The following is an 11,051-nucleotide window of genomic DNA, read 5'->3' as shown; positions in this document are numbered from 1 at the left end:
CTCACTGTCCGAGGAATTCGTCGCGGTCGGAGGCGGAGCGGAAATAGAGGCCGTCGAAGCCCTGCACGATGGTGCCGGTAACGTTCTCCGGGATGTCGCAGCGATCGCTGACGGTCGAAATCACATAGTCGAACCCGTCGCGCAGTTCGGCGAGCGCGCTGGCATCGTCATAGTCGGTCGAGGTGAAGCTTCGCGTGGCGGACTGTTCGCCCTTGCCATTGAGGCAAGGCGCGACCTTCGCGGCGATTTCGCCCTCGGCACCATCACGCTGCTGGGCGAGCGTGTAGGACACCGTGAGCTGGTCGAGCTGGCGCTTCATCACCAGGGTCTCGTCGGTGCGGTTCACGGTCCAGCCGGTATCTCCCTTCGGCATGCCGTTCGCGCCGCGCGTAACCTCATTGGTCTCGCCGCTGCCACAAGCGCCGAGCGCGAGTGCCAGCGGAGCAATAAGAGCAATGCGAATTGCCATCGTCATCCCAACATCCCCACGAATTTTTCGAACAGGTAGAAGCTGTCTTGCGGCCCGGGCGAGGCTTCGGGGTGGTATTGTACGCCGAAAGCTTTCTTGCCGCGGATGGAAATGCCGCAATTGGTTCCGTCGAAAAGCGAGACATGCGTCTGCTCGACCGTATCGGGCAGCGTCTCGGCATCGACTGCGAAGCCGTGGTTCATGCTGGTAATCTCGACGAGGCCAGTGCTCTCGCCCCAGCCCTCGCCCACGCGCTGGACGGGATGGTTGGCGCCTCGGTGCCCCTGGAACATCTTGGCGGTCTCCGCGCCAGCCGCGAGGCCGAGCATCTGGTGGCCGAGGCAGATGCCGAACAGCGGCACATCACGCTCGAGCAGGCCCTTGATGACGGGCACGGCATATTCGCCAGTCGCCGCCGGGTCGCCCGGGCCGTTGGAAAGGAACACGCCGTCGGGCTGCAGCGCGAGAATGTCTTCCAGGCTGGTGCGCGCGGGGACCACGGTCACTTTCGCGCCTGCCTTCACGAGGTTGCGGAAGATATTGTCCTTCGCGCCGTAATCGATGGCGACGACATGCGGCTTGGCGTTGTCGGCTTCGGCATAGCCCGTGCCGAGCTGCCAGAAACCGCCCTTCCACTCCTCATGCCCCTCGCGCGTCACGCCGGGGACGAGGTCGAGACCTTCCAGCCCGCTCCATTCGGCGGCCTGCTTCTTCAGCGCCTTCATGTCGAATTGGCCGCGCGGATTATGCGCAATCACTGCATTGGGCGCGCCCTGCACGCGGATGCGGCGGGTCAGCGCGCGGGTGTCGATGCCCGACAGGCCAATCTTGCCATGCTTGACGCACCACTCGACAAACTCGTCACTGGCGCGGAAATTCGAATGCCGGGTGATGTCCTGCCGCACGATGCAGCCGACTGCCCCCAGACCGCGGCTCTCCACGTCTTCCTCGTTCGCGCCGACATTGCCGATATGCGGGAAGGTGAAGGTGACGATCTGGCTGTCGTAGGAGGGGTCGGTCATCACCTCCTGGTATCCGGTCATGGCGGTATTGAAGCAGACTTCGCCAACGGCCGAGCCACTGGCACCGAAGCCCTTGCCCCAGATACAGGTGCCGTCTGCGAGGACGAGGACTCCCGTCGCGTCTTTGGGTTGCGCGTGCGAGAATGCGGACAGGGCCATGGGCGCTCCGGGTCAGGGGTTTCCAGCGATGTGTGCTAAGTCCCAGCCGCTAGGGGCCAGAGCGATTCCCGTCAAGCCGCGTTTGGGCAGAACACTTGGCTTTCTGCGCCCTTCCATTACATGAGCCTTGAAACATCCACAGCTTAGGCAAGAAGAGACATAATGCTCCGCGAAAAAATCCAGTCCGAAACCGTCACCGCCATGAAGGCCAAGGACAAGGAGCGCACGGCTGCGCTTCGCCTCATCGGGGCGAAAATCAAGGACCGCGACATCGAACTGCGCACCGCCGACAAGATGCCGGAAGACGACGAACTCGTCACCGACGTGCTGATGAAGATGGCCAAGCAGCGCAAGGAATCGATTGCGATGTACGAGGACGGCGGGCGTCAGGAACTGGCGGAGAAGGAAAAGGCCGAACTCGTCGTCATCGAGGAATTCCTGCCGCAGCAGATGAGCGAGGAAGAAACCCGCGCGGCGATTGCGCAAATCAAGGCCGATACGGGCGCAGAAGGCATGAAGGACATGGGCAAGGTCATGGGCGAATTGAAAGCCCGTCACGGTGCGACGCTCGACATGACCAAGGCCAGCGGCCTGGTGAAGGAAGCGCTGTCGTGAGGAAGCTCCTGCTCATCGCTCCGCTGGCGCTGGCGGCCTGTTCGCAAGAACAGCCCGAACCCGAGCCGACGCCCACACCGACGGTCGCCCAGCCGCGCACGCTGGCCGCGGCCGACCTCGACCTCGCGACTCTTGGCGCGAAGATCGTCGGGCCGCAGGGTCCGGAAGTCGAAACCGTGCTCAGCGCCGGCAATCGCGAAGTCGGCAAGATGGTGAGCTTTGTCGCGTGTCCCGAGGGCACCGAGGAATGCAAACCGGGCGAAATGCCTGAGGGCACCATCTACACCTATGTGCACCAGGTGACGCTCGCCGAAGCGCAGGAACCTGAGGCCGAAGCCAGCGATGGCCCTGAAGCCCTCGAAAGCCCGCCAACGCTGTTCCGCATGACGCAGAAGGCTCACGGCTTCAACCGCGCAGTCGGCTATTCCAACGCGCAGGCGTTGGATGCGCTAGGCAGCGAGGATGCCATTTCCATCACCAGCGACGATGGCCGCCTCATCTGGCGCGTCGTCGAGGGTGACGGTTGGAAGCCCGGCAGCACGCTGACCTTCTGGTGGCAATCAACCCTGCCTCCTGCCGGTCCTGCGGATGCCTACCTTCTCGAAGTGGACGGCAACCAGGCAGTCGCCAAGGGTCCCTTCCCGGCAGAAGAAATAGACGAGAAATCCGCGAACAAGCCCGAGTAACATCTCGACTTCGCTCGATGCGAAAGGCAAGGTGGTTTGCATTCTCAAAAAGTTCGCAACGCGCGAACAATTTCCCGTTCGTGTCGAGCGAAGTCGAGACACATTGGCCTGGACGAACCGATGCCTTTCTGGTGCTACATCCTGCAATGCGCTGACAGGAAGTATTACACCGGGCATACCGACGATTTGGAAAGGCGTATCGGCGAGCACCAGATTGGCGGATATTGCGATTTCACTTCCCGCCGTCTGCCTGTTCGACTTTTTTGGGCCGAACGGTTTTCGTCCCGCGAAGAAGCGCTCTCATGCGAACTCCGCGTGAAGAAATGGTCTCGAGCGAAGAAGGAAGCTCTTGGGAAAGCTGACTGGGTGGCGCTCTCCCATTTCGCCAAACCACCATGTGAACGTGTCTCGACTTCGCTCGACACGAACGGCGAGGGAAAGTCATGCTAAGCCCCCAATGGCTGGACGAATTGCGCATGCGGACCACGCTGTCCGCGGTGATTGGTCGCACCGTGCGCCTGACGAAGGCGGGGCGCGAGTTCAAGGCCTGTTGCCCGTTCCACAACGAGAAAACGCCGAGCTTCTACGTCAATGACGAGAAGGGCTTCTACCATTGCTTCGGCTGCGAGGCGCATGGCGATGCCATCCGCTGGCTGACCGACCAGCGCGGCATGCCTTTCATGGACGCGGTGAAGGAACTGGCGGCAGAGGCCGGGATGGAAGTCCCAGCCCCCGACCCGCGCGCAGCGCAAGCGGCGGAGAAACGAGCAAGTCTGCACGATGTGACCGCCGCCGCGCAGCAGTGGTTTGTCGATAAGCTGGCCTCGCCAGAAGGTGCAGAAGCACGCGCCTACCTCAAGCGCCGCGGGTTTTCGGACAAAGTCGTGCGCGAATTCGGCTTCGGTTTCGCGCCGTCGGAACGGCAGGCGCTGAAGGGCGCGCTGTCCTTCGAGGAGCCGATGCTCATCGAGGCAGGCATGCGTATCGAGATCGAGGGAAAGGACCCATACGACCGGTTCCGGGGCCGCCTGATGCTGCCCATCCAGGACACGCGCGGGCGGGTCATCGCTTTCGGTGGCCGTATCCTCGACGCGGACGCTCACGGGCCCAAATATCTCAACAGTCCCGACACCCCGCTCTTCGACAAGGGGCGCACGCTCTACAACCTCCATCGCGCCGCCCCCGCTGCACGCCAGTCGGGGCGCATCGTGGTGGTCGAAGGCTATATGGACGCCATAGCGCTCGCCAATGCGGGTATCGCCGAGGCAGTCGCCCCGCTCGGCACGGCGCTGACGGAAAATCAGATCGAGCTTCTCTGGCGGCAGGTCGAGCGGCCCATCCTGTGCTTCGACGGCGACAATGCCGGACAGCGGGCCGCGATGCGTGCGATCGGGCGGGTCCTCCCGATGCTGCGTCCCGGCCACTCGCTGTCGATCGTCCGGATGCCGGCAGGCATGGACCCCGACGACCTCATCCGTGACAAAGGCGTTGGCGCGATGGAGGAACTGCTGTCCTCACCCGCCAGCCTGCTCGACACGCTGTGGCATTTCGAGCGGGACGCGTTGCCGCTGAACTCGCCGGAAGAAAAGGCGGGTTTTAAGGAGCGCCTGCTCAACCATGTCGAGGCCATCCAGCACCCGGACATTCGCGCGCTCTACAAGAAGGAACTGCTCGAGCGTTTCTCCGCCTTCGCCTTCCCGCCGCGCGAATTCAAACCGCGCGGCGAGTGGAAAAAGGGCAGCTTCAACGCCCCGCCCCCGCGCATCTCACCCGAGACCGCAACACGCCTCAAACACGCGACCTCGGGCGGTGCGCGCGACACGCTGGCGAGCGCGGTCATCCACGGCCTTTTGCAGCATCCCGGCGAGATTGCGCGCCACGAGGCATCGCTCTCGCAATTCGCCGCGCGTGACCGAAATGTCGGCCCGGCGATAGATTCCTTGCTTGCCGCTGCGGAAATGCTTGATTCGCGCAGCCAATCGCCCATATCGCTGCCAGAAGGCCTTCCCGCCCCACCGGCAAACACCCGCTTCGCCTTTCTCGATAAAGGCTCCGATCCGGTAGATGCGCGCGAGGATTTGGCTGAAGCCGTGTCGCTGCTGGTCGAAAGGCCGGCACTCGAAGCCGCGCTCGCCGAAGCGACCGCGCGATTCGAGACGGACCCCGAGGGAGCTTTCGCCGATCAACAGCGTTTGTTGAAACGGAAGCTGGATTTCGAGGCGCGACTCGGACAAATGGCAAGCCGAAAGGCCGCGATAGCGGCTGACAAGAATTCAGACGCCGCGCAGGGCACCTCTCCTGACAGCGGCCAGTAATACGGACCGATTGCAGTTTATGGCCACCAAATCGAAGTCGGGCGACAAGGACGACGCACCCCTGATCGATCTCAACGAGGCATCGATCAAGAAGCTCATCACCAAGGCAAAGAAGAAGGGCTACGTCACCTATGACGAGCTCAACGACGCGCTGCCGCAAGGCGAAATGAGCTCCGACCAGATCGAGGACATCCAGTCGGCCCTGTCCGAAATGGGTGTGCAGATCGTCGAGCATGACGAGGACGCGGAAGCCGAAGACGAAGTCGAGGAAATCGCACCGGCTCCTTCCGCGAAGGAAAAGGACGCCAAGAAGGCGCCTGCCAAGAAGGCCGCGTCCGAAGGCCGCACCGACGACCCGGTGCGCATGTACCTGCGCGAAATGGGCGCGGTGGAACTGCTCAGCCGCGAAGGCGAAATCGCCATCGCCAAGCGCATCGAGGCCGGCCGCGACATGATGATCATGGGCCTGTGCCAGAGCCCGATCACCTTCCACGCCATCATCCAGTGGTCCGAAGCGCTCAACAACGAGGAAATGCAGCTGCGCGAGATCCTCGATCTCGACGCGATGCTTTCCAAGGAGCCGCCCGCCGACAAGCTGAACGACGACGCCGAAGACGATGACGACGACGGCGAGATCTCCGAAGAAACCGCCGGCCCGACCATCCGTGACGACGACGAGGATGACGACGAGGACGGCGAAGGCGAAGACGGTGAGGAAGGCTCCTCCAAGTCCGACGACGACGAGGACGAGGACAACACCATGTCGCTCGCCCAGATGGAAGCGGCGCTCAAACCCGACGCCATCGAGCGTTTTGCGCGCATCAAGGACCTGTTCGGCAAGTTCGAGAAGCTCCAGGCGGAGCGCGTGGAAGTCCTCGGCCGGGGTGAGACTTTCCCGCCCGCCAAGGAAAAGAAATACGAGGCTCTTTCCGACCAGCTCACCGCCGAGGTCGAAAGCGTCCAGTTCCACGCCACCAAGATCGAATTCCTGGTCGACAACCTCTATGCCTTCAACCGTCGCCTGACCGCGCTCGGCGGCCAGATGCTGCGCCTTGCGGAGCGTCACAAGGTCAAGCGCGTCGATTTCCTCGATGCCTATATCGGCAACGAACTCGACGACACTTGGATGGACGAGCGCGTCAAGAAGGACAAGAAATGGGCCGCCTTCGCCGAGAAGGAAGCTGACGCGATCGACCGCATCCGCACCGAAATTTCCGATATCGCCAGCGCCACCGGAATGGCCCTGGCTGAATTCCGCCGCATCGTGAACATGGTCCAGAAGGGTGAGCGCGAGGCGCGTATCGCCAAGAAGGAAATGGTCGAGGCGAACCTGCGTCTCGTCATCTCGATTGCGAAGAAATACACCAACCGCGGGCTGCAGTTCCTCGACCTGATCCAGGAAGGCAACATCGGCCTGATGAAGGCGGTCGACAAGTTCGAGTACCGCCGCGGCTACAAGTTCAGCACTTACGCCACATGGTGGATCAGGCAGGCCATCACCCGCTCGATCGCCGACCAGGCGCGCACCATCCGCATCCCGGTCCACATGATCGAGACGATCAACAAGCTGGTCCGCTGTTCGCGCCAGTTCCTGCACGATCAGGGCCGCGAACCGACACCCGAAGAGATGGCGGAGAAGCTCTCCATGCCGCTCGAGAAGGTGCGCAAGGTGATGAAGATCGCCAAGGAACCGATCAGCCTCGAAACGCCGATCGGCGACGAGGAAGATTCGCACCTCGGCGACTTTATTCAGGACCCGAACGCCATCATCCCCGTCGATGCGGCGATCCAGTCGAACCTCAAGGAAACGGTCACCCGCGTCCTTGCCTCGCTCACCCCGCGCGAAGAACGCGTGCTGCGCATGCGCTTCGGCATCGGCATGAACACCGATCACACGCTGGAAGAAGTCGGCCAGCAGTTCTCGGTGACGCGCGAACGTATCCGCCAGATCGAGGCCAAGGCGCTGCGCAAGCTCAAGCATCCGAGCCGCAGCCGCAAGATGCGCTCGTTCCTCGATCAGTAAAACTGAGTAGGGGTCGATAACTTGAAGTTGAAGCTGATCTTAGCGGCAGGCAGTGCCGCATTTTTTGCTGCGTCCACACCGACTGCGGCTCAGACCGAAGTTCTTCAGGCTGAAATACCAGCAGATGAATTAGCGGTTGCGCGGCAAATCATCGCGGTCATGTTCCCAGATGAAACCCGTGACATGATGTTCGAAGACATCATGGCGCAGATAGCCGGGCAATTCAGTGCAGCCTCAATGACCGATCCGATTTTCGAGGAACCCGGAATAAGGGCGATAATGGACGAATTCTTCGCCGGGCTTCCTCAACGGTTGATGCCCGTCGTTAGGAAGCATTTGCCATCAATGCTTGAGGCAACCGCAGTCGCCTACACGCGCGAGTTCGATTTGCAAGAACTCCAGGATATTCTGGCTTTTGCCCAGACTGATACCGGCACCCACTATTTCGGAAAAGTCACTTCTCTTCTAGGAGATCCAGCCGTCGCGGAAGCGAACCAAGCATACTTCGCGGAACTTCAGATAATACAACAGGCTGTTGGGCCGGAAGTCCGCGCACGAGTCATGGATTATCTCGAAGCGAATCCAGACGTTCTCGATCGTATCCAAGCGGGTCGCGACAAGGCCAAATAGTCTTTTATCTCAGAACGATAAGTATAAATATCATCCCTTCTTGAGGTACTTCACCGCATCGGCGACGGGCATGGGTTTCGCATAATAGAACCCTTGCCCGTATTCGACGCCGAGCTTTTTCAAGACCTCGGCCTCCTCCGCATGCTCCACGCCCTCGGCGATGAGCTTGGAACCGATGGCTTCGGCAAAGCGGACCATCGCGCCCACCAGTGCGCAGCGGGCGAGGTCCTGGTGGATGTCGCGCGTCAGCGTCATGTCGAGTTTTAGCATGTCGGGGGCAAGATCGACGAGATGGCGCAGGCCGGCATAGCCCGAGCCCACGTCGTCGATAGCGATGCGCGCATAGCGAGAAATCGGCTTCAGCGCCTTTTTGAGTGCTGCAAAATCCTCGACCTGTTGGTGCTCGGTCACCTCGACCACGAGATTGGTCTTGCCCGCGCGCTCCAGCACCTGGTGCAACGCGCCGGACATGATCGTATCGGGCGATGCGTTGACCGACACGTAGTATTCCGGCGGAATTGATCCGAGACTGTCGAGCGCGCATTCGACCGCGAGCAATTCGAGCTCGAGCCCGCGCCCAATCTCGGCGGCTTCCTCGAACCACTTGTCCGGGCCGCGCATCATTGCGTCGGGGAAACGGGCAAGGCATTCGAGGCCAACGGGCTTGCCGGTCTTGATCGAGTGGATCGGCTGCTGGTGGATCTGCATCGCACGGTCGCCGATCAGCTTGGTGATCCGCTTGTCGATGCGCTGGCAGCGATAGTCGTGGTCGAGGTTGCCCTCGATCTGCTCCACCGCAAGCGCGGCAAAGGCGCGCAGCACGCCGATGTCACGCTCGTTCATCGACCTGTCGGGCGAGCGGCTGAGGCAGCAGAAGCTGCCGTAAAGCGTCCCGTCGGACAGGCGCAGCGGCACGTTGAGGTGGCAGCCCACGGGCAGGAAATGCGTTATCGCGATATCCTGCGTAAATTCATGGTCCGCCGGGTCCTGGATCAGTTCGGGCAGGCGTCCTTCGGCGATGTGCCAGCAATAGCTGTTCTCGCGCGGGTCGCGAAAGCCGGGTCCCATAGGCAGCTCGAGATCGGAGTCGACGTGGGTCAGCTCCTTCTCGTCATTCTCGACATAGCGCGACACGAAGGCGATTTCGGTCCCCAGATGCACGCGCACGGCGTGCAGGATTCGGTCGATCGAGCTGTTCTGGAAAGGCTCTGCCGAAATGCCGGCGACCGCAGCGGGAATCATCGAAGATTGGACAGGCATGTGCATGACGCCCGCAAATAGGCGTTAATGCTTAATTTTTTGATGATCGCGCCTGCCTGACCCTCACAAATTCGTGTGCATGAGGGGGGAAACGGGGTGGAGAGAATCGCCCCAAGTCCCTATGGCCCCGCCCATGCGTATCGCCCTTGCTTCCGACCATGCCGCAATCGAGCTCAAAGCGAGTTTGCGCGACTGGCTTATCGAACAGGGTCACGAGGTCGCCGACCTCGGACCGGAGACCACCGACAGCGTCGACTATCCCGACTTCGGCTACAAGCTGGCCGGTGTCGTGGCCGATGGCACCGCTGAGCGCGGCATCGCGCTGTGCGGCAGCGGCATCGGCATTTCGATGAGCGTGAACCGCAACCCTGCCGTGCGCTGCGCGCTGGTCTCGGAACCGCTCTCCGCCGCCCTCGCCCGCGAGCATAATGACGCGAATTGCATTGCGCTTGGTGCGCGGCTGACCGGCGTGGACATGGCCAAGGCCTGCGTCACCGCCTTCCTCGACACCGAATTCGCCGGCGGGCGCCACCAGCGCCGCGTCGACAAGCTTTCCAACCCTTCCTGACAGGACCCGCGACCCGCATGACCGACAACCGTTTCTGGAACGACACGCTCGAACAGGCCGACCCCGAGGTCTACGCGGCGGTCCGCAACGAACTGAAGCGCCAGCAGAACAAAATCGAGCTCATCGCGAGCGAGAACATCGCCTCGACCGCCGTGCTCGAAGCTTGCGGCAGCGTCTTCACAAACAAATACGCCGAGGGTTATCCGGGCAAGCGCTACTATGGCGGCTGCGACTATGCCGACGTGGTCGAGACGCTCGCCATCGACCGCGCGAAGGAACTTTTCGGCTGCAACTTCGCCAACGTCCAGCCCAATTCGGGCAGCCAGATGAACCAGGCGGTTTTCCTCGCGCTGCTGCAGCCGGGCGACACCTTCATGGGCCTCGACCTCAATTCGGGCGGCCACCTCACCCATGGTTCGCCGGTCAACATGAGCGGCAAGTGGTTCAATCCGGTCAGCTACGGCGTGCGCAAGGACGATGAACTCATCGATATGGATGAGGTCATGGCCATCGCGAAAGAGCACAAACCCAAGCTCATCATCGCGGGCGGCACCGCCTACAGCCGCGTGTGGGACTGGGAAGCCTTCCGCAAGGTCGCTGACGAAGTCGGCGCCTACCTGATGGTCGACATGAGCCACATTTCGGGCCTCGTCGCAGGCGGCGCGCATCCCTCGCCCTTCCCGCATGCCGATGTGGTGACCACCACCACCCACAAGAGCCTGCGCGGACCGCGTTCCGGCATCATCCTGTGGAACGACGAGAGATACACTAAGCCGATCAACATGGCGGTCTTCCCCGGCATGCAGGGCGGCCCGCTGATGCATGTGGTCGCGGCCAAGGCGGTGGCCTTCCGCGAGGCGCTGCGCCCCGAGTTCAAGAGCTATGCCGCCAATGTCGTCGCCAATGCGCGGGCGTTGGCGCGAGGTATCGAGGCGAATGGCCTTCGCGTCGTTTCGGGCGGGACGGACAACCACTCCATGCTGGTCGACCTCACCGCCAAGGACGTTACCGGCAAGGCCGCCGAGGCAGGTCTCGACCGTGCATGGCTCACCTGCAACAAGAACGGCATCCCCTACGACACGCGCAGCCCCTTCGTGACCAGCGGCATCCGCCTCGGCACACCGGCCGGCACCACGCGCGGCTTCGGCGAGGCAGAGTTCGAAACCATCGGCAAGCTCATCTGTGAAGTCGTGGACGGCATGTCGAAGAACGGGCCGGAAGGCGACGGACAGGTCGAACAAAGCGTGCGTGACCGCGTGGCCGAATTGTGCGAAGCTTTCCCGGTCTATCCCGGACGCTGAAGG

At 62.1% G+C, this 11,051-nt stretch carries 11 protein-coding genes; 8 read left to right on the top strand and 3 right to left on the bottom strand.

Annotated features, from left to right (window positions below; translation table 11 throughout):
• Nucleotide 1 precedes the first annotated feature (1 nt).
• Both K3152_RS03315 and carA read right to left on the bottom strand, forming a co-directional pair.
• Entirely contained in the window at nt 2-475 is a 474-nt protein-coding gene (locus K3152_RS03315) for a hypothetical protein (RefSeq protein WP_221572590.1), read from the bottom strand.
• The gene (carA, locus tag K3152_RS03310; protein ID WP_221572589.1) at nt 472-1,650 is read right to left on the bottom strand and encodes a glutamine-hydrolyzing carbamoyl-phosphate synthase small subunit; all 1,179 of its coding nucleotides are present in this window, start codon (nt 1,648-1,650) and stop codon (nt 472-474) included. The genes K3152_RS03315 and carA overlap by 4 nt, the downstream gene beginning before the upstream one ends.
• Nucleotides 1,651-1,812: 162 nt before the next feature.
• On the opposite strand from carA, the gene K3152_RS03305 reads away from it, so the two are divergent.
• The 6 genes from K3152_RS03305 to K3152_RS03280 all read left to right on the top strand — a co-directional run bounded on the left by K3152_RS03305 (nt 1,813) and on the right by K3152_RS03280 (nt 7,919).
• The gene (locus K3152_RS03305; RefSeq protein ID WP_221572588.1) at nt 1,813-2,265 is read left to right on the top strand and encodes a GatB/YqeY domain-containing protein; all 453 of its coding nucleotides are present in this window, start codon (nt 1,813-1,815) and stop codon (nt 2,263-2,265) included.
• The gene (locus K3152_RS03300; RefSeq protein ID WP_221572587.1) at nt 2,262-2,951 is read left to right on the top strand and encodes a hypothetical protein; all 690 of its coding nucleotides are present in this window, start codon (nt 2,262-2,264) and stop codon (nt 2,949-2,951) included. Before K3152_RS03305 ends, K3152_RS03300 begins: the two co-directional genes overlap by 4 nt.
• 120 nt (nt 2,952-3,071) lie before the next feature.
• The gene (locus tag K3152_RS03295; protein ID WP_221572586.1) at nt 3,072-3,401 is read left to right on the top strand and encodes a GIY-YIG nuclease family protein; all 330 of its coding nucleotides are present in this window, start codon (nt 3,072-3,074) and stop codon (nt 3,399-3,401) included.
• Nucleotides 3,395-5,266 carry a DNA primase gene (gene dnaG, locus K3152_RS03290; protein ID WP_221572585.1) on the top strand — a complete coding sequence of 624 codons (1,872 nt, stop codon included), beginning with the start codon at nt 3,395-3,397 and terminating at the stop codon, nt 5,264-5,266. Before K3152_RS03295 ends, dnaG begins: the two co-directional genes overlap by 7 nt.
• A gap of 19 nt (nt 5,267-5,285) precedes the next feature.
• Nucleotides 5,286-7,289: an RNA polymerase sigma factor RpoD gene (rpoD, locus tag K3152_RS03285; RefSeq protein ID WP_221572584.1), complete on the top strand. Its 2,004-nt coding sequence runs from the start codon at nt 5,286-5,288 to the stop codon at nt 7,287-7,289.
• Nucleotides 7,290-7,310: 21 nt separating this feature from the next.
• Nucleotides 7,311-7,919 carry a DUF2059 domain-containing protein gene (locus K3152_RS03280; protein ID WP_221572583.1) on the top strand — a complete coding sequence of 203 codons (609 nt, stop codon included), beginning with the start codon at nt 7,311-7,313 and terminating at the stop codon, nt 7,917-7,919.
• Nucleotides 7,920-7,949: 30 nt separating this feature from the next.
• Here the strand turns inward: K3152_RS03280 and K3152_RS03275 are convergent, their stop codons facing one another.
• Entirely contained in the window at nt 7,950-9,179 is a 1,230-nt protein-coding gene (locus K3152_RS03275) for a sensor domain-containing phosphodiesterase (protein WP_221572582.1), read from the bottom strand.
• Nucleotides 9,180-9,312: 133 nt separating this feature from the next.
• On the opposite strand from K3152_RS03275, the gene rpiB reads away from it, so the two are divergent.
• Nucleotides 9,313-9,747, top strand: coding sequence for a ribose 5-phosphate isomerase B (gene rpiB / locus K3152_RS03270; protein ID WP_221572581.1), 435 nt, complete (start codon nt 9,313-9,315; stop codon nt 9,745-9,747).
• 17 nt (nt 9,748-9,764) lie between these two features.
• The gene (gene glyA / locus K3152_RS03265) at nt 9,765-11,048 is read left to right on the top strand and encodes a serine hydroxymethyltransferase (protein ID WP_221572580.1); all 1,284 of its coding nucleotides are present in this window, start codon (nt 9,765-9,767) and stop codon (nt 11,046-11,048) included.
• Nucleotides 11,049-11,051: the final 3 nt, after the last annotated feature.

This window comes from Qipengyuania polymorpha (assembly GCF_019711435.1).
GTDB lineage: Bacteria > Pseudomonadota > Alphaproteobacteria > Sphingomonadales > Sphingomonadaceae > Qipengyuania > Qipengyuania polymorpha.
The sequence above is the reverse complement of the archived record's forward strand: the minus strand, read 5'-3'. Positions and strand labels throughout refer to the sequence as shown.

Coding starts and splice junctions, on each gene's coding strand:
- K3152_RS03315 (WP_221572590.1), bottom strand. CDS start 475: ATGACGATGGCAATTCGCATTGCTCTTATTGCTCCGCTGGCACTCGCG.
- carA (WP_221572589.1), bottom strand. CDS start 1,650: ATGGCCCTGTCCGCATTCTCGCACGCGCAACCCAAAGACGCGACGGGA.
- K3152_RS03305 (WP_221572588.1), top strand. CDS start 1,813: ATGCTCCGCGAAAAAATCCAGTCCGAAACCGTCACCGCCATGAAGGCC.
- K3152_RS03295 (WP_221572586.1), top strand. CDS start 3,072: ATGCCTTTCTGGTGCTACATCCTGCAATGCGCTGACAGGAAGTATTAC.
- dnaG (WP_221572585.1), top strand. CDS start 3,395: ATGCTAAGCCCCCAATGGCTGGACGAATTGCGCATGCGGACCACGCTG.
- rpoD (WP_221572584.1), top strand. CDS start 5,286: ATGGCCACCAAATCGAAGTCGGGCGACAAGGACGACGCACCCCTGATC.
- K3152_RS03275 (WP_221572582.1), bottom strand. CDS start 9,179: ATGCCTGTCCAATCTTCGATGATTCCCGCTGCGGTCGCCGGCATTTCG.
- rpiB (WP_221572581.1), top strand. CDS start 9,313: ATGCGTATCGCCCTTGCTTCCGACCATGCCGCAATCGAGCTCAAAGCG.
- glyA (WP_221572580.1), top strand. CDS start 9,765: ATGACCGACAACCGTTTCTGGAACGACACGCTCGAACAGGCCGACCCC.